At 70.0% G+C, this 16445-nt stretch carries 18 protein-coding genes; 9 read left to right on the forward strand and 9 right to left on the reverse strand.

Features of this window, described 5'->3' with window-relative positions; translation table 11 throughout:
* Positions 1–34: 34 nt before the first annotated feature.
* The 5 genes from AC2D80_RS12255 to AC2D80_RS12275 all read right to left on the reverse strand — a co-directional run bounded on the left by AC2D80_RS12255 (position 35) and on the right by AC2D80_RS12275 (position 5531).
* Positions 35–748, reverse strand: a complete 714-nt coding sequence (locus AC2D80_RS12255; protein WP_484633297.1) for a 5'-methylthioadenosine/adenosylhomocysteine nucleosidase — start codon at positions 746–748, stop codon at positions 35–37.
* A 25-nt stretch (positions 749–773) separates the two neighbouring features.
* Positions 774–2462, reverse strand: coding sequence for a long-chain-fatty-acid--CoA ligase (locus AC2D80_RS12260; RefSeq protein ID WP_484633298.1), 1689 nt, complete (start codon positions 2460–2462; stop codon positions 774–776).
* 189 nt (positions 2463–2651) lie between these two features.
* Entirely contained in the window at positions 2652–4076 is a 1425-nt protein-coding gene (locus AC2D80_RS12265; protein WP_484633299.1) for an NAD(P)(+) transhydrogenase (Re/Si-specific) subunit beta, read from the reverse strand.
* Positions 4073–4396, reverse strand: coding sequence for an NAD(P) transhydrogenase subunit alpha part 2 (locus AC2D80_RS12270; RefSeq protein WP_484633300.1), 324 nt, complete (start codon positions 4394–4396; stop codon positions 4073–4075). Before AC2D80_RS12270 ends, AC2D80_RS12265 begins: the two co-directional genes overlap by 4 nt.
* Position 4397: 1 nt before the next feature.
* Positions 4398–5531, reverse strand: coding sequence for a Re/Si-specific NAD(P)(+) transhydrogenase subunit alpha (locus AC2D80_RS12275; RefSeq protein WP_484633301.1), 1134 nt, complete (start codon positions 5529–5531; stop codon positions 4398–4400).
* Between the two features lie 114 nt (positions 5532–5645).
* Between AC2D80_RS12275 and AC2D80_RS12280 the strand changes: the two genes are divergently transcribed.
* Both AC2D80_RS12280 and AC2D80_RS12285 read left to right on the forward strand, forming a co-directional pair.
* Complete coding sequence (locus AC2D80_RS12280) at positions 5646–6119, forward strand: NUDIX hydrolase (protein WP_484633302.1); 474 nt, start codon at positions 5646–5648, stop codon at positions 6117–6119.
* Between the two features lie 17 nt (positions 6120–6136).
* Positions 6137–7477 (forward strand): DUF3422 family protein, encoded by a 1341-nt coding sequence (locus AC2D80_RS12285; protein WP_484633303.1) that lies wholly within the window; start codon positions 6137–6139, stop codon positions 7475–7477.
* A gap of 39 nt (positions 7478–7516) precedes the next feature.
* On the opposite strand, the gene mnmA is transcribed toward AC2D80_RS12285, so the two are convergent.
* Positions 7517–8647 (reverse strand): tRNA 2-thiouridine(34) synthase MnmA, encoded by a 1131-nt coding sequence (mnmA, locus tag AC2D80_RS12290; RefSeq protein WP_484633304.1) that lies wholly within the window; start codon positions 8645–8647, stop codon positions 7517–7519.
* A 100-nt stretch (positions 8648–8747) separates the two neighbouring features.
* On the opposite strand from mnmA, the gene AC2D80_RS12295 reads away from it, so the two are divergent.
* From AC2D80_RS12295 to AC2D80_RS12305, 3 genes are all read left to right on the forward strand, one after another.
* Complete coding sequence (locus AC2D80_RS12295; protein WP_484633305.1) at positions 8748–9014, forward strand: PepSY domain-containing protein; 267 nt, start codon at positions 8748–8750, stop codon at positions 9012–9014.
* Positions 9011–9550 carry a cytochrome b/b6 domain-containing protein gene (locus AC2D80_RS12300; RefSeq protein WP_484633306.1) on the forward strand — a complete coding sequence of 180 codons (540 nt, stop codon included), beginning with the start codon at positions 9011–9013 and terminating at the stop codon, positions 9548–9550. Before AC2D80_RS12295 ends, AC2D80_RS12300 begins: the two co-directional genes overlap by 4 nt.
* Positions 9551–9723: 173 nt before the next feature.
* Positions 9724–10455 carry a hemerythrin domain-containing protein gene (locus AC2D80_RS12305; RefSeq protein ID WP_484633307.1) on the forward strand — a complete coding sequence of 244 codons (732 nt, stop codon included), beginning with the start codon at positions 9724–9726 and terminating at the stop codon, positions 10453–10455.
* A gap of 1 nt (position 10456) precedes the next feature.
* On the opposite strand, the gene AC2D80_RS12310 is transcribed toward AC2D80_RS12305, so the two are convergent.
* The 3 genes from AC2D80_RS12310 to AC2D80_RS12320 form a co-directional block, all read right to left on the reverse strand.
* A complete protein-coding gene (locus tag AC2D80_RS12310; protein WP_484633308.1) occupies positions 10457–11842 on the reverse strand; it encodes a GAF domain-containing protein in 1386 nt (461 codons plus the stop codon).
* A complete protein-coding gene (locus AC2D80_RS12315) occupies positions 11839–12327 on the reverse strand; it encodes a hypothetical protein (RefSeq protein ID WP_484633309.1) in 489 nt (162 codons plus the stop codon). The genes AC2D80_RS12310 and AC2D80_RS12315 overlap by 4 nt, the downstream gene beginning before the upstream one ends.
* A gap of 82 nt (positions 12328–12409) precedes the next feature.
* A complete protein-coding gene (locus AC2D80_RS12320) occupies positions 12410–12889 on the reverse strand; it encodes a MarR family winged helix-turn-helix transcriptional regulator (RefSeq protein ID WP_484633310.1) in 480 nt (159 codons plus the stop codon).
* Between the two features lie 101 nt (positions 12890–12990).
* Here AC2D80_RS12320 and AC2D80_RS12325 point away from each other — a divergent pair, with 101 nt between their 5' ends.
* The 4 genes from AC2D80_RS12325 to AC2D80_RS12340 are packed head-to-tail and all read left to right on the forward strand — an operon-like array spanning position 12991 to position 16403.
* Positions 12991–14190, forward strand: a complete 1200-nt coding sequence (locus AC2D80_RS12325; RefSeq protein ID WP_484633311.1) for a 3-hydroxybenzoate 6-monooxygenase — start codon at positions 12991–12993, stop codon at positions 14188–14190.
* A 16-nt stretch (positions 14191–14206) separates the two neighbouring features.
* On the forward strand, positions 14207–15265 hold the full coding sequence (locus tag AC2D80_RS12330; RefSeq protein ID WP_484633312.1) for a cupin domain-containing protein: 1059 nt from the start codon (positions 14207–14209) through the stop codon (positions 15263–15265).
* A gap of 5 nt (positions 15266–15270) precedes the next feature.
* Positions 15271–15972 (forward strand): fumarylacetoacetate hydrolase family protein, encoded by a 702-nt coding sequence (locus AC2D80_RS12335; RefSeq protein WP_484633313.1) that lies wholly within the window; start codon positions 15271–15273, stop codon positions 15970–15972.
* Positions 15973–16013: 41 nt separating this feature from the next.
* Entirely contained in the window at positions 16014–16403 is a 390-nt protein-coding gene (locus AC2D80_RS12340; RefSeq protein ID WP_484633314.1) for a YbaN family protein, read from the forward strand.
* Positions 16404–16445: the final 42 nt, after the last annotated feature.

The following is a 16445-nucleotide window of genomic DNA, read 5'->3' on the forward strand; positions in this document are numbered from 1 at the left end:
GCTGCGGCGCTGCGGTGCGCGGGCTGGGCCCGGCTCAGCCGCGCAGCACGCGATCGAAAATCGCTTCGCTGTAGCGGCTAGCCACCTCGCGCAAAAAGCGCGGGAAATCCACGTGGGCCTCGTCGTCGGCGCGGTCCGACACGGTGCGCACCACCGCGAGCGGGACGCCGTGGTCGTGGCAGACCTGGGCAAAGGCCGCGCCTTCCATTTCCACCGCCAGCGCGTCGGGGAGCCGCGCGCGCAAAGCCCCGCTCTCGGCGGCGGTGGCGACGAAGCGGTCGCCGCTGAGCAGCAAGCCGCTGTGCACCCGGGCGGCAGGCGCGATCGCGGCCAGCGCCTGCGCGCTGGCATCGCGCAGCCGGGCGGTGAGCGCCGCGTCGGCGGCGAAACGCGAGCGGCCATAGCCCGGCACCTCGTGGCGCGGAAACAGCGGCTCGGCGTTCATGTCGTGCTGCAGCAGCTCGGTGGCCACCACCACGTCGCCGACCCGCACCCCCTCGCCCAGGCCCCCGGCCAGCCCGGTGAACACGATGGCGCTGGCGCCGAAGCGCTCGATCAGCAGCGTGGCCGTGGTGGCGGCGGCGACCTTGCCGATGCCGCTGAGCACCGCCACCACCGGCTGGCCGTGCAGCGTGCCGCGGTGGAAGGTGCGTGGGCCCACGCGCTCGGCGCGGGCACCGCCCGCCTGCAGGGCCAGCATCACCCCGGCCAGTTCGTCGGGCAGCGCGCTGACGAGGGCGAGGGTCACGGGCGTCGCCTCCCTGCGAGCGGCATCACTTCGCGTCGCGCAGTTCGCGGCGCAGGATCTTGCCCACCGGTGTCTTGGGCAGTTCGGCGCGGAACTCGACCACCTTGGGCTGCTTGTAGCCGGTGAGGTGGGCCTTGCAGTAGTCGCGCACCTGCGCCTCGGTGAGCGCCGGGTCTTTCTTGACGATGACCAGCTTCACCGCCTCGCCCGACTTCTCATCGGGCACCCCCACCACCGCGCACTCCAGCACACCCGGCAGCTGCGCCACGACGTCCTCGACCTCGTTGGGATACACGTTGAAGCCGCTGACCAGCACCATGTCCTTCTTGCGGTCCACGATCTTGAAGAAACCGCGCTCGTCCATCACACCGATGTCGCCGGTCTTGAACCAGCCGTCGGCGGTCATGACCTTGGCCGTCTCGTCCGGGCGCTGCCAGTAACCGGCCATGACCTGCGGTCCGTGGATCGCGATCTCGCCCGGCTGGCCGAGCGGCACCTCGCGGCCGTCGTCATCGAGGCATTTCATGCGCGTGCCCGGCAGCGGCACGCCGATCGTGCCGGTGTAGGCCGTGCTGGTGGTCGGGTTGCAGCTGGCCGACGGGCTGGTCTCCGACAGACCGTAGCCCTCGCAGATCGGGCAGCCGGTCTTCTCCAGCCATCGTTGCGCCACCGCGCCCTGCACCGCCATGCCACCGCCCACCGACACCTTCAGGTGGCTCCAGTCCACGGTGGCGAAGTCCGGGTGGTTGGCCAGACCGTTGAACAGGGTGTTGACCGCGGGGAAGCTGTGGAAGCGGTGTTTGGACAATTCTTTGAGCACCGCGGGCAGGTCACGCGGGTTGGGAATGAGGATGGTTTTGCCGCCCACGCGCAGGCCCAGCATCATGTTCACCGTGAAGGCGAAGATGTGATAGAGCGGCAGCGCGCACACGCTGGTGGGCTGTTCGCCGGCGGGCACCTTCTTCATCACCGGGTCGTTCCAGGCCTCGGACTGCAGCAGGTTGGCGATGATGTTGCGATGCAGCAGCACCGCGCCCTTGCTCACGCCGGTGGTGCCCCCGGTGTACTGCAGCACGGCCATGTCGTCATGGCCCAGCGGCGGGGTCTTGAGGGTGCCGCGGGTGCCGCGGGCGATGGCGTCGTTGAAACGCACCGCGCCCGGCAGGTCGAAGACCGGCACCATCTTCTTGACGTTGCGCACCACGTAGTTCACCAGCGAGCCCTTGAGCAGGCCCAGCAGATCGCCCATGGCGGCCAGCACGACGTGCTTCACCGGCGTGTGGGCGATGCATTCCTGCAGCGTGCGGGCGAAGTTCTCGATGATGATGATCGCCTTGGCGCCCGAGTCCTTGAGCTGGTGCTCCAGCTCGCGGGCGGTGTAGAGCGGGTTGACGTTCACCACCACGAAGCCGGCGCGCAGGATGGCGGCCACCGCCACCGGGTACTGCGGCACGTTGGGCATCATGATCGCCACGCGGTCGCCCTTGACCAGCCCCAGCCCCTGCAGGTAGGCCGCCAGCGCCTGCGACAGGCTGTCGGTCTGGGCGTAGGTCAGTTCCTTGCCCATGAAGCTGTAGGCCGGGCGGCTGCCGAAGCGGCGGAAGCTGTCCTCCATCAAATGGACCAGGGAGCGGTACTGCGACACATCGATGTCGGCGGGGACGCCCTCGGGGTAGGCGGACAGCCAGGGACGGTCGGCGGTGGCGGCGTTCATGCGGTTCATCTCCTCGAATCGGCAAACAGCGCGCATTCTCTCCGGACGACCGGGCGGCCGCTCTCGTGTCTTTCCCTGACGCGACTCTGACGGAACGACCGCAGCGCCGCAACAGCGGGCCGATGCCGCTACAAAAAAGAAAGCCGGCCCAGGGCCGGCTTCGGGTGCAAGCGACGGGTCAGGCGCGCGTCACTCGATGGCCTTGGTCATGTCCTCGACCACCTTCTTCGCATCGCCGAAGACCATCATGGTCTTGTCCATGTAGAACAGCTCGTTGTCCAGACCGGCGTATCCGGCGGCCATGGAACGCTTGTTCACGATCACCGTCTTGGCCTTGTAAGCCTCCAGGATCGGCATGCCGTAGATCGGCGAGCCCTTCTGCAGCGCCGCCGGGTTCACCACGTCGTTGGCACCCAGGATGATGGCCACGTCGGCCTGGCCGAACTCGCCGTTGATGTCCTCCATCTCGAACACCTGGTCGTACGGCACCTCAGCCTCGGCCAGCAGCACGTTCATGTGGCCCGGCATGCGGCCAGCCACCGGGTGGATGGCGTACTTCACCGTGATGCCTTTTTCGGTGAGCTTGTGGGCGAGTTCCTTGACCGCGTGCTGCGCGCGCGCCACGGCCAGGCCGTAACCCGGCACGATGACCACCGTCTCGGCGTTGCCCAGGATGAAGGCCGCATCGTCGGCGCTGCCGCTCTTGGCCGTGCGCTGCACACCGCCTCCGGCCGCCGCCGCGCCGGCATCGCCCCCGAAACCACCCAGGATCACGTTGAGGAACGAGCGGTTCATCGCCTTGCACATGATGTAGCTCAGGATCGCGCCCGAGCTGCCCACCAGCGAGCCGGCGATGATCAGCATGCTGTTGTTGAGCGAGAAGCCGATGCCCGCCGCCGCCCAGCCCGAGTAGCTGTTGAGCATGGACACCACCACCGGCATGTCGGCGCCGCCGATGGGGATGATGATCAGCACGCCCAGCACGAAGCTCAGCGCCACCATCACGAAGAACGCGGTCCAGTTCTCGGTGAACGCGAAAAACACGCCCAGGCCGATGGTGACGAGGCCCAGCACGAGGTTGAGCATGTGCTGGCCGGAAAAAACCACCGGCGCGCCCTGGAACAGGCGGAACTTGTACTTGCCGCTGAGTTTGCCGAAGGCGATCACCGAGCCGCTGAAGGTGATGGCGCCGATCGCTGCGCCGAGGAACAGCTCGATCTTGTTGCCGAAGGGGATCGGCGTGCCTTTGGCGGCAATGCCGAACGCCCAGGGCTCGGCCACCGCGGCCACGGCGATGAACACCGCGGCCAGACCGATCATGCTGTGCATGAACGCCACCAGCTCGGGCATCTTGGTCATCTCGACGCGGTTGGCCATGACCGCACCGGCCACACCGCCCACCACCAGACCACCCAGCACATAGACCATGCCCTCGGCCTGGCCGCCGGAGAGCTGGACGATCAGCGCGGCGGTGGTGAGCACGGCGATCGCCATGCCCGTCATGCCGAAGACGTTGCCGCGGATCGAAGTCGTCGGGTGCGACAGGCCCTTGAGCGCCTGAATGAAACAGACCGAGGCGATCAGGTACAGAAGAACGACGAGGTTCATGCTCATTTGGCGTCACCCCCGGCGGCCGGTGCCTTGCGTTCTTTTTTCTTGAACATCTCCAGCATGCGCCGGGTGACCAGGAAGCCGCCGAACACGTTGACCGCGGCCAGGGCCACGGCCAGCACGCCCATGGTCTTGCCCAGCGGCGTTTCGGTGAGCGCGGCCGCCAGCATGGCGCCCACGATCACGATGGCCGACACGGCGTTGGTCACCGCCATGAGCGGCGTGTGCAGCGCGGGCGTGACGTTCCACACCACGTGGTAGCCCACGTAGATGGCCAGCACGAAGATGATGAGGTTGATGAGGGTCGGGGAAACGGCTTCCATGTCACTTCCTTTTGACTTCACCGGCTTGGGTCATGAGACAGGCCACGACGATGTCGTCGTCCAGGGGCACCTGCACGGCGGTGGCGTCCTTGGGGCAAACCAGCTTGAGGAAATCCAGCACGTTGCGGGCGTAGAGCGCGGAGGCATCGGCGGCCACCAGCGCCGGCAGGTTGGTCTCGCCGATCAGCGTGACGCCATGCTTCACCACGGTCCGGTCGGCTTCGGTCAGCGGGCAGTTGCCGCCCACGCCGCCCGGGCCCTTGCCGGCGGCGATGTCCACGATCACCGAGCCCGGCTTCATGCTCTTGACCATGTCTTCGGTGATCAGCGTGGGCGCGGCGCGGCCGGGAATCAGCGCGGTGGAGATCACCACGTCGGCCTGCGCGACCCGCTTGGCCACTTCGGCCTGCTGGCGCGTGAGCCAGCTCGGCGGCATGGGCCGGGCGTAACCGCCCACGCCCTCGGCCGCCTCTTTCTCTTCCGCGGTCTCGTACGGCACATCAATGAACTTGCCGCCCAGCGACTCGACCTGCTCTTTCACGCTCGGCCGCACGTCGCTGGCCTCGATGACCGCGCCCAGCCGCTTGGCGGTGGCGATCGCCTGCAGGCCCGCCACGCCCACGCCCAGGATCACCACCCGCGCGGCCTTGACCGTGCCGGCGGCGGTCATGAGCATGGGGAAAAACTTGGGGTAGGCGTTGGCGGCCAGCATCACCGCCTTGTAGCCGGCGATGTTGGCCTGGGAGGACAACACGTCCATGCTCTGCGCGCGGGTGGTGCGCGGCGCCGCCTCCAGCGCGAAGCTGGTGAGGCCGGCGGCGGCGAGCCGGGCCAGGCCGTCGGCGTCGAACGGGTTGAGCATGCCGACCAGCGTGGCGCCGGCCTTGAAGTGGGGCAGTTCGTCCGCGGCGGGGCTGCGAACCTTCAACACCAGGTCGGCGCCGAAGGCGCCAGCGGCGTCGGTGATGTCCGCGCCGGCGGCGCGGTAGGCCTCGTCGGTGGCGCTGGCGCGCAGGCCGGCGCCCGACTGCACGCGCACCGTGTGCCCTTGGGCCACCAGTTTCTTCGCCGTCTCGGGCGTGACGGCCACCCGGGTCTCACCCGCCGTGGTCTCGGTGGGTACGCCGATCAACATGAAGGTCTCCTCGCTCGCGGGGGTTGGCAATGGCGGGGAAGAATACCCCAAAGGCGCAGCCGTCCCGCGTCGCGCGGGGCGCAGCCCCGGGTTTGCCCACCCCATAATGGGTCGATGGACACCCGATGGAAACCCAGCGTGACGGTGGCGGCCGTCATCGAGCGCGACGGCCGCTATCTGCTGGTCGAAGAACACACCCCCGAAGGCCTGCGCCTGAACAACCCCGCCGGCCACCTCGACCCCGGGGAAAGCCCGGCCGATGGCGTGGCGCGCGAGGCGCTGGAGGAAACCGCCCACCGGTTCACCCCCACCGCGCTGGTGGGCGTGTACCTCTCCCGCTTCCAGCGCGGCGATGAGGACATCACCTACCTGCGCCTGGCCTTCTGCGGCGCGCTCGGCGAAGCCGAACCCGGCCGGGCGCTGGACCACGGCATCGTGCGCACGCTGTGGATGACGCCCCAGGAGATCCGTGACAGCGCGGCCCGCCACCGCAGCCCGCTGGTGCTGCGCTGCCTGGAGGACCACCTCGCCGGGCGACGGTTTCCGCTCGATCTGGTGTATACCGATCCCTCGGTGCTGCGGCCCTGATGGCCGGCGCCGCCGCCATGACCGACCTCGCCCCGCTGGCCTCCGCCGCCCTGCCGCCCGACGACGCGTTGCGCGAAACCCTGCACAACGAGGTCCACGCCCGTCCGCCAGCGCGCATCCGCCTGCCGGCGCTGGTGGTGTACGTGGCGGTCCTCAACGAGGGGGTGAGCCGCGAGCAGGAGTGGGCGCACCTGCGCGAACTCCCCGGGCAGGACGGCCTGGCGCTCGGCGACCTCTCGGGCAACTTCCTGCGCCTGTCGCTGGACGCCCACACGCTGAAGTGGGAGCGCCACACCGAATTCACCCGCTACTCGATCGTGGCCTCGCTGCCCGAGGACACCCGGCTGGACCGGGCCGACCCGGCCGCGCTCGAGCGGCTCATCGTGTCGGCCGACTGGCTGCGCCGCATCCCCGGGCGCACGGTGGCGGCCATCCGCATGGTCATGATCCACGCCGAGCTGCCCGACGCCACGCCCGCCGCGCAGGCCGCTCTCATGGAGCCGGCCCAGCGCTGGTTCGGCGACCGCATGGTCGTGGCCTCCCAGCTCGGCGGTGGGCACTCGTGGGCCGTGACCGACTTCCGCCTGCGGCCGGACGGTTTTGAACGCATGTTGGTGCTGGCGCCGCCGGGCACCACCGAGACCCGCGCCGGGCGCATTTCGCAGCGGCTCCTGGAACTGGAAACCTACCGCCTGATGGCGCTGCGCGGCCTGCCGGTGACCAAGGCCCTGGGCCCACTGCTGGCGCAGGCCGAGGCGCAGCTCGCGGCCATCACCGCCGACCTGGAGAACAAGGGCAGCAGCGAACAGGCCCTGCTCGACCAGCTGGTCGCCCTGGCCGCCGGCATCGAGCGCGCCACCGCAGAACACAGCTACCGCTTTGCCGCCACGCGCGCCTACGACGCGCTGGTCACGCAACGCATTCACGAGCTGCGCGAAAAGCCGATTCCCGGCACGCAGACCATCGGCGAATTCATGCAGCGACGGCTCTCGCCGGCGATCGCTACTGTGGCGGCCACCGAACGGCGGCTGGCCTCGCTGGCCGAGCGCGTGTCGCGCGCCAGCGCGCTGCTGCGCACGCGCGTGGACATCGTCACCGAGGCCCAGAACCAGCAACTGCTCGCGCAGCTCACCCGCGGACAGGAACTGCAGCTGCAACTGCAAACCACCGTGGAAGGCCTGTCGATCGCGGCGATCTCGTACTACGTGATCAGCCTGCTGCTCTACGCCGCCAAGGGCGCGAAGTCGCTGGGCTTGCCGATCCAGCCGGAACTCGCGGCCGGCGCGATGGTGCCGCTGGTGTTGTGGGCCGTCTGGCGCACCACACGGCGCATCCACGCGCGGCTCAACCGCCGCTGAGGAACCCGGCCCAGGCCGCCTGCGCCGCCAGCGCCGAGCTCAGCCGGCCGTGGCGGCATCGGTGGTGATCACGCCACCGCCCAGACACACCTCGCCGTCGTACAGCACCGCGCTCTGACCCGGCGTCACCGCCCATTGCGGCGCGCGAAACGCCAGCGAGAAGCCCGGGCTGCCGTCGGCCGCCGCCGCGGGCGTGAACACGCACGGCGCGTCGCTCTGGCGGTAGCGCGTCTTGGCGCCCAGGTCGCCCGCGCGCGGCGGCTCGTCCGCGACCCAGCTCACGTCCTGCGCGCGCAGCCGCGGCGACAGCAGCCACGGGTGGTCATGGCCCTGAACCACCCACAGCGTGTTGGCCGCCACATCCTTGCGCGCCACAAACCACGGCGCGTGCTCACCGCCGCCGCGCGCCGCGCCCCGGGCCTTCACCCCGCCAATGCCCAGCCCCTGCCGCTGACCCAGCGTGTAGAAGCTCAACCCCTGGTGCTGGCCGACCACGCGACCGCGCTCGTCCTTGATCGGCCCGGGCTCCTTGGCGATGTAGCGGTTGAGAAACTCGCGGAACGGACGCTCGCCGATGAAGCAGATGCCGGTGCTGTCCTTCTTCTTCGCATTCGGCAGACCGATCTCGGCGGCGATGCGGCGCACCTCGGTTTTCGGCAGCTCGCCCACCGGAAACATCGTCGTGGCCAGCTGCGCCTGGTTCAGCCGGTGCAGGAAATAGCTCTGGTCCTTCAGCGGGTCCAGCCCCTTGAGCAACTCGACGCGCCCGCCGCGCTCGCGCACCCGCGCGTAGTGGCCGGTGGCGATCTTCTCGGCCCCCAGGCGCATGGCGTGATCCAGGAAGGCCTTGAACTTGATCTCGGCGTTGCACAGCACGTCGGGGTTGGGCGTGCGGCCCGCCTGGTACTCGCGCAGAAACTCGGCGAACACGCGGTCCTTGTATTCGGCGGCGAAGTTCACGTGCTCGATGTCGATGCCCAGCACGTCGGCCACGCTGGCGGCGTCAAGCCAGTCCTGGCGACTGGAGCAGTAGGCCGAGTCGTCGTCGTCCTCCCAGTTTTTCATGAAGATCGCCACGACCTCGTGCCCCTGCTGCTTGAGCAGGTGCGCGCTCACGGCGGAGTCGACCCCGCCGCTGAGGCCGACGACCACGCGGTGCTTGTTTCCCATGGTCACATTATCCCGGGGCGGCTTTAAGGCTCGTTTCAAGTCGGGCCTTTGCAATCGGGGCACCCACCACCCGGTGGGCCACCCACGACAAGGAAACCCCATGAAAGCCCTCGCTGTCTCCACCCTGCTGATCGCCCTCGGCTGCGCCACCACCGGCGCCTTCGCCGGCCCCACCTGCACCGCGCCGAAAGACCAATGGAAACCCCAGGACGCCTTCCAGCAGGATCTCAAAAACCAGGGCTACCAGATCCGCACCTTCAAAGTGACCAAGGGCAACTGCTACGAGATCTATGGCACCGACAAGACCGGCAAGAAGGTCGAGATCTATTTCGACCCGGCCACCGGCGCCGTGCTGAAGTCCGAATGAGCACCGCCCCCGACCACGCAGCGCCGGTGCGCGTGTGGGACCCGTTCGTGCGGGTCTTTCACTGGTCGCTGGTGGCCTGCGTGCTGCTCAACGGCTTTGTGCTCGAAGAAGGCGAGGACCCCCACCGCTGGGCCGGGTACGCGGCCAGCGCGCTGGTCGGCCTGCGCCTGCTGTGGGGCGTCGTGGGCAGCCGCCATGCGCGCTTTGCCGACTGGTTCCCCACGCCGGCGCGCCTGCGGGCCCACGTGGGGGCGCTGGTGCGGGGCGAAAGCCCGCACCACGATGGCCACAATCCGCTGGGCGCGGTGATGATGCTGGCGCTGATGGGCCTGGTCCTGGCACTGGGCCTGACCGGGTGGCTGCAGGAGACCGACGCTTTCTGGGGCGACGAAGCCCTCGAAGAGTTGCACGAAGGCCTGGCCGAGGTGTTGCTCTGGTGCGCCGGGCTGCACGCCGCGGCCGCCCTGGTGATGGGCCGGCTGGAACGCACCCGGCTGATCAAGGCCATGTTCACCGGCCGCAAGGAACGGTACTGAACCGGGGGCCCCAACGCCGGCGGCCGTTTAAGCATTTTTTAGGAACGCTTTAAGCGCGTTTTAGCGGCGCCCTGACGCGCTGGCGGGAATACTGGGGAACCGAGGAGAGACGCCCATTCGGGGCGTCGCCCGTTCACCAAGACGGCCACCGGCCGCTGACCCAGGAGTTCCCCATGATTCACCACCCCGCCGAACTGGCCCATGTGGCCATCGCCGCTGGCGAAGGCCGATTCAACGCTTACGCCGGCATCCACAAAGCGCTGCGCGCGGCCCTCGCCCACGCGCTCGTCACGCTCGGGCGGACCGACCCCGCCGACGACAGCGCACGCCGGCGCACCGCCACCGAAGTGGCAGGTGTGCTGACGCTGATGCAGCGGCACGTGCTGCACGAGGACGCTTTTCTGCATCCGGCACTGCAGACGCGCTGCCCTGGTGTCTGCGACGCCGCGCAGCGCGAGCACCGGGCGCACGACGAGACGCTGGACCAGCTGGTCGGGGCGCTGGACCGCTGGGCGCGCGAGGACCGCAGCGCCGGGGGGCAGCAGGCCCTCTACCTCGGGCTGGCGCGGTGGGTGGGCGAAAACCTCGAGCACATGCACCGCGAGGAGACCGACCACAACACGGCGCTGTGGTCTGCCTACACGGACGAGGAGCTGATCGCGCTGCACGACGCGCTGGTGGCCAGCATCGCGCCCGAGGAAATGATGGCCTACGCGCGCTGGCTGCTGCCCGCGATGAACGCCCCGGAGCGGGCGGCGATGCTCGCCGACATGCGGGCGAAGGCGCCGCCGGCGGCGTGGGAAGCCATGCTGGGGGTGGCCCGCGAGCGCCTGGACGAGGGCGACTGGGCGCGGCTGGCGCGCGATCTCGGGGTGCCGCCGGTGCCGGGGCTGGTGACGGCCTGATTCAGGCGACGTCTTCGAGCACCAGCGGCGCACCCGCCTCGAAGCGCAGGCATCCCCGGCCGGTCTTGCGCAGCACGAGCAGCGGGCATTGCTCGGCCAGCCGGCGCTGCAACAGCAGCAGCCGCGCCTCGAGGTTGTCGCTCACATCGGGCAGCCCGAGCGAGCTGTCGAGGCGAAGTTCGCGGTTGGTGAAATCGCGCCGCCCGGCCTCGTGATCGTTGAGGAGGCGCCAGAGGATGGCGCCGGCAACACCCTTGATCAGGTAAGCGTTGTTGACGAACACGCTGTCGTCGCGCCGGAAGCGCCGCACGCGCAGCGGCTCCAGCGCCGGCGGCCGCGGCACGGGCGCCGGCGGGAGGGTGTCGGCGCACGGCGCGTCGGCCTCGCGCATGAGATCGATCCCGGCGGCGAGGTGGCCGCCCAGCGCCACCAGCAGGTCCTCGTCCTCGCCGCTGAACCGCATGTCCTCGTCGCTTTCGACAAAGAGGACACCGACCAGGCAGTTGACGGACAGCAGCGGCACCGCGAGCTGGCTGCGTGGCTGCGGCAAGCCGGGGTACGGGATGTGATCGCCCAGCGGCTCGCCCGCTCCCTGCCGCATGGCGTGGTTGTAGCGCTGGGCGGTGGTCATGTGGTTGATGCGGATCGGCACACGCTCCCGCGCGGCCACGCCCACCACGCCGTCGCCCACCGCGATCTCCGAGCCCACACCGGAGCGGGCGTAGCCGTGGCTGGCCAGCGTGTAGAGGCGCGCGCTGGCTGCGTCGTGGATGAGCACCATGGCGTGGCGGATGCCCCACTCGTCCGCAAGGGTGTCCAGGGCCGCACGCAGCAGCGCATCGAGCGAGCAGGCTTCGCCCAGCCGGCGGCTGCTGCGCCGCAACAAGGCGAGGGCGTCCGGTCGCGCCGGCGGCGGGGGCAGGGACACCGCGGACTCGGGCGGCGGCGAGGGGGGCAGCCGTTCGATGGCGAGGACGCGGTGGATATCGGCGCCGCGCAGCCGGAACACCTCGGCCATGCCCTCGTGGGAAGCGATGCCGGCCAGCTGGGCCTTCATGCGTTCGAACACGGGCCCCTGCGCCTCGGTGCGCTCGAACCGCAAATGAAAACGGTAGTAGCGCGCGGTGAAGGGGTGAAGCACCAGCACGGTGGAGCGCGGGTTGGCCTGCAGGTTCTGGCGGGTCTTGTTGAAGAACTGGAACGACAGGGCCACGTGATCGTCGTCCACCGGGTAGACCTGCGACAGGTAGGCCACGTTGGGCGTGCCGTCGGGCGCCACGGTGGCCATGATCGACGGCACCAGTCCCTCCAGGCACGGGCGCACCTCCTCCATGCCCGCCAGGTCCATGCCCGCCACGTCCAGCCCGGGCGGCTGCCAGGCGCTCACGCGGCCCCCACGCGCGCGCCCGCGCGCAGACCCGGCGTCTGGTCAAACGCCTCGTCGGGCTGGAATTCAACGGCCACCAGATCGTCCCGGCGATGCGCCAGCATCACGGTGGCGAGGTCGCGCGGGTAGCCGAGCGCGGCCAGCTCGTCCTGCATGGACCTCAGGTAGGCCGCCAGCGGTGCTGCGTCGGAGGCGTCGGCCTCGCGCAGACGCACGCGGCGGCTCTTGAGCTGCAGGGTGAGGTGGGTGCTGGGCTGGCTGAACACGGCAGCCAGCCGGCCGCTGCGGGCGATGTCGCGCAGCAGGGTAGTCGATTGGGACCGCGACAGGTAGGCCGTGATCCGGCGCCCGCCGTCGTCCACCCGGGATCCCACCGCCCGCATCACGCTGGGCACCAGGTCGGGGCCGGCGCTGCTGACGATGAGCGAGACGCCCTTCTCGATCATCGCGAGGAAGGCGGGGTTCAGGTCTGGCGGCTCGGTCACAGGGGGCTCCGGCGGTGCGGCGCATGATAGCCAGCCATCGGGCCGGCGCCAATCGCGCGCCCCGGGGACGGAACGCGCGACCTCAGCGGACAGCGGCGTCGCTCGGCGCGCGGCTGAGGTCGTTGTTTTCGTCGACCAGGGTGCGCAGCAGCTTCATGAACTGCTCACGCTGCCGCGGCGTGAGCGGGGCCAGGATGCGCTCTTGCGCGCGCAGCATGGCGGGCACCGCGCTGTGCAGCGCGTCGCGGCCGGCGTCGGTGAGCCAGAGTGTGCGGGCGCGGCGGTCGGTGGGCGACGTGCGCCGCTCCAGCGCACCGCGCTGTTCGAGCCGGTCGACCACGCCGCCGGTGGTGGAGGCGTCGAGCGCGATCAGGCGGGCCAGCGTGCGCTGGTCGATGCCCGGCTGGTTGGCAACGGTCTGCAGCGCCGCGTACTGCACCGGCGTGACGCCCAGTTCGCCCACTTCCTGCAGGAACACACCCACGGAGATCTGGTGCAGGCGGCGAATGTGGTGACCGGGCTGGTCGTCAATCTGGACGTCGGGCGGCGAACGGCGGCTCATGGGCGGGCGGCGGGGGATGGACAGGATGCTAGCACCGGGCATATGATGAGCATACTTATCATATGCACACCCGCGAAACGGCAGCGGGCGAGGAGACAGGCATGGACACGGCAACCACCGCGCCCTTCATCGTGGCGGGCGGCGGCATCGGCGGTCTGGCGGCGGCGCTGGCGCTTTCGCGCCAGGGTCATGCGGTGACGGTGCTGGAGCAGGCCGCCGAGATCGGCGAGATCGGCGCGGGCATGCAGCTCGGGCCGAACGCGTTTGCCGCGTTTGATGCGCTGGGCGTGGGTGACGCGGCACGCGCGCGGGCGGTGTACGTCGACGAACTGGTGATGACCGACGCGGTCGACGGGCAGACCGTGGGTCGCCTGCCCACGGGCGAGGCGTTCCGCCAGCGCTTCGGCAATCCCTACGCCGTGATCCACCGCGCCGACGCCCATCTGTCGCTGCTGGAAGGCGCGCGGGCCAGCGACCGCGTGCGCTTCCTGACCGGCACGCGGGTGGAGCGCATCGAGCAGGACGCGGCGGGCGTGGTCGTGACGGACCAGCGTGGCGACACGCACCGCGGCGTCGCGCTGATCGGCGCCGACGGGGTGAAGTCGGTGGTGCGGCAATGCTTCGTCGGCGACCCGGCGCGCGTGACGGGCCACGTGGTGTATCGCGCGGTGGTCGACAAGGCCGATTTCCCCGAGGACCTGCGGTGGAACGCCGCCAGCCTGTGGGCCGGCCCGAACTGCCACCTGGTCCATTACCCGCTGCGCGGCGGCGAGCAGTACAACGTGGTTGTCACCTTCCACAGCCGCGAGACCGAGGAATGGGGCGTGCGCGACGGCAGCCGCGACGAGGTGGAGAGCTACTTCCAGGGCATCTGTCCGCAGGCGCGCCAGCTCATCGAATTGCCCAAAAGCTGGAAGCGCTGGGCCACGGCCGATCGCGATCCGGTGGAGCGCTGGAGCTTTGGCCGGGTGACGCTGCTGGGTGACGCGGCCCACCCCACGACGCAATACATGGCGCAAGGCGCGTGCATGGCGATGGAGGACGCGGTGACGCTGGGCGAGGCTTTGCGCGCGCATGGCGGTGACATCGAGCGCGCGCTCGACCGGTACCAGCGCTCACGCATCGCGCGCACCGCACGCATCGTGCTCTCGTCGCGGGAGATGGGGCGCCTGTACCACGCCAAAGGCGTGGAGCGGCTGGTGCGCAACGACCTCTGGCGCGGGCGCAGCCCGGAGCGCTTCTACGATGCCGTCGAATGGCTGTACGGCTGGACGGTGGAACGCTGCCTGGCCCCGGCCTGAACCCAAGGAGACCCGCATGAACGACCTCGGCCGCCTTGAAGACCTGCCCGCCGACTACGTCGCCGCGCTGCGCGAGCGCAACCTGGTGCCACTGTGGCCCAGCCTGCGCGGCGTGCTGCCGCCGCAGATTCCCACCCGCCAGACGAAACCCACCCACTGGGCCTATGCGGACATCAAGCCGCTGCTGCTGCAAGCCGGCGAGCTCACGCCGATCGAGAAGGCCGAGCGGCGCGTGCTGGTGCTGGCCAACCCGGGCCACACGCTGGAGAAGATGCAGGCCAGTGCTGCGCTGTACCTGGGCATGCAGCTGCTGCTGCCCGGCGAGTGGGCGCCCAGCCACCGCCACACGCCCAACGCGGTGCGCATGGTGGTCGAAGGCGAGGGCGCCTGGACCACGGTGGATGGCGAGAAATGCCCCATGAGCCGCGGCGACCTGATCCTCACGCCCACCGGCCGCTGGCACGAACACGGCCACGACGGCTCCGAGCCGGTCATCTGGCTCGACGTGTTGGACCTGCCGCTCATGTACTACCTGGAGGTGAGCTACCACCTCAACGGCGGTCGCCAGGAGGTCAGGCCCGGCCGCGGCGATCAGGTCTATGCCCACGGTGGCCTGGTGCCCACGCCGGTGTTCGGCCGAAGCGGCCAGCGCTACCCGATGCTGCGCTACCCCTGGGCCGAGGCCAAGGCCGCGCTGCTGGCGATGGCCGCCGACCGGCCCGACCAGACCCCTGTGCAGCTCACCTACACCAACCCCGAGACCGGCGAAGACGCCGAGAACGTGCTGGGCTTTCACGCGCTCCTGCTGCGCCCGGGCCAGACGCTCACGCTGCCCGCGCGCTCGCCGGCCTGCGTGTACCACGCCATCGAAGGCCGGGCGCGCGTGAGCGCGGCCGGCCACGACTTCGACCTGCAGGAAGCCGACACCTGCTGCATCCCTGGCTACACGCCAACCACGCTGGTCAACGCTTCGGCCAGCGCGCCCGCGTTCCTGTTCATCGCCGACGAATCCCCGCTGCACCGCAAGCTCGGCGTCTACGAAGTGCGCCCTGACCAACAACCCGCGATGCCCTGACACCCATGACCGCCTACCTCTTCGATCCGCCCCCCGTCGCCGCCCTGCCCGTCCGTGGCGAGACCGCGCTGTTTCCCGTGCGCCGCCTGTTCTTCGTCGGGCGCAACTACCACGCCCACGCCATCGAGATGGGCAAGCCGGTCGACAAATCGGTCGAGCGGCCGTTCTACTTCACCAAGTCGCTCACCACCCTCACGCCGTCGGGCGCCACCGTGCCCTACCCGAGCGAGACCGGCAACTACCACTTCGAGATGGAGCTGGTGGTGGCCATTGGCCGCGCCGGCTTTCGGGTTCCCGCGGCCGATGCACACGCGCTGATTTACGGCTACGCCGCCGGGCTGGACATGACGCGCCGCGATCTGCAACTCGTGGCGCGCGACAAGGGACGCCCCTGGGACCTCGGCAAGGACATCGAGCACGGCTCGGTGTGCAGCGAGATCGTGCCCCGGCCCGGCGTGGTCATCGAGCGCGGCGCGATTGAGTTGCAGGTCAATGGCCAGACCCGGCAGCGGTCCGACGTCGACCGCCTGATCTGGAACATCCCCGAGATCCTCGAGGACCTCTCGCGCTTCTACCACCTGCAGCCCGGCGATCTGATCTACACGGGCACGCCCGAAGGTGTGGGGGCCGTGGTCAGCGGGGACCGGCTGCACGGCCACGTCGACGGCGTGGGGAGTGTGTCACTCACCATCGGCCCGGCCGCCTGAGCACACGGGGCACGGGGCGCTCTGGCTATCATGGCCGCCACATGCCCTCCCCCGACAACACCCCCCGCGCCCTGCGCTGGCTGCTCTGGCTGGCCGGGACGGTGTCGCTGGGTCTGGGCATCTTGGGCGTGGTGCTGCCGGGTCTGCCCACCACCCCGTTCGTGCTGCTCGCCGCGGCCTGCTACGCCAAGGCCTCGCCCCGGCTGCACGCCTGGCTGCGCGCCCACCGGCTGTTCGGCCCCATGGTGCGCGACTGGGAGGCGCACCGCAGCCTCACGCGGCAGACCAAGCGCATCGCCCAAGGCACCATGCTCGTGATGGTGGGCATTTCCGCCTGGGGCCTGCGCGAACAGCCCGTGCTGCTCGCCGTGGTGCTGGTGGCCGCGCTGGTCGGCGTGTGGGTGGTGGCGCGCATTCCCACGCGGAGTTGACGGCCCCCACGCTCCGCCGCTGCGCGGGTCGCTGCCCCCCGA

Source organism: Hydrogenophaga sp. T66 (assembly GCF_057219855.1).

What these genes read in the sequence shown, in the direction of transcription:
- AC2D80_RS12260 (WP_484633298.1), bottom strand. Translation starts at nt 2,462, where the DNA reads ATGAACGCCGCCACCGCCGACCGTCCCTGGCTGTCCGCCTACCCCGAG.
- AC2D80_RS12265 (WP_484633299.1), bottom strand. Translation starts at nt 4,076, where the DNA reads ATGAGCATGAACCTCGTCGTTCTTCTGTACCTGATCGCCTCGGTCTGT.
- AC2D80_RS12270 (WP_484633300.1), bottom strand. Translation starts at nt 4,396, where the DNA reads ATGGAAGCCGTTTCCCCGACCCTCATCAACCTCATCATCTTCGTGCTG.
- AC2D80_RS12275 (WP_484633301.1), bottom strand. Translation starts at nt 5,531, where the DNA reads ATGTTGATCGGCGTACCCACCGAGACCACGGCGGGTGAGACCCGGGTG.
- AC2D80_RS12280 (WP_484633302.1), top strand. Translation starts at nt 5,646, where the DNA reads ATGGACACCCGATGGAAACCCAGCGTGACGGTGGCGGCCGTCATCGAG.
- AC2D80_RS12285 (WP_484633303.1), top strand. Translation starts at nt 6,137, where the DNA reads ATGACCGACCTCGCCCCGCTGGCCTCCGCCGCCCTGCCGCCCGACGAC.
- mnmA (WP_484633304.1), bottom strand. Translation starts at nt 8,647, where the DNA reads ATGGGAAACAAGCACCGCGTGGTCGTCGGCCTCAGCGGCGGGGTCGAC.
- AC2D80_RS12295 (WP_484633305.1), top strand. Translation starts at nt 8,748, where the DNA reads ATGAAAGCCCTCGCTGTCTCCACCCTGCTGATCGCCCTCGGCTGCGCC.
- AC2D80_RS12300 (WP_484633306.1), top strand. Translation starts at nt 9,011, where the DNA reads ATGAGCACCGCCCCCGACCACGCAGCGCCGGTGCGCGTGTGGGACCCG.
- AC2D80_RS12305 (WP_484633307.1), top strand. Translation starts at nt 9,724, where the DNA reads ATGATTCACCACCCCGCCGAACTGGCCCATGTGGCCATCGCCGCTGGC.
- AC2D80_RS12320 (WP_484633310.1), bottom strand. Translation starts at nt 12,889, where the DNA reads ATGAGCCGCCGTTCGCCGCCCGACGTCCAGATTGACGACCAGCCCGGT.
- AC2D80_RS12325 (WP_484633311.1), top strand. Translation starts at nt 12,991, where the DNA reads ATGGACACGGCAACCACCGCGCCCTTCATCGTGGCGGGCGGCGGCATC.
- AC2D80_RS12330 (WP_484633312.1), top strand. Translation starts at nt 14,207, where the DNA reads ATGAACGACCTCGGCCGCCTTGAAGACCTGCCCGCCGACTACGTCGCC.
- AC2D80_RS12335 (WP_484633313.1), top strand. Translation starts at nt 15,271, where the DNA reads ATGACCGCCTACCTCTTCGATCCGCCCCCCGTCGCCGCCCTGCCCGTC.
- AC2D80_RS12340 (WP_484633314.1), top strand. Translation starts at nt 16,014, where the DNA reads ATGCCCTCCCCCGACAACACCCCCCGCGCCCTGCGCTGGCTGCTCTGG.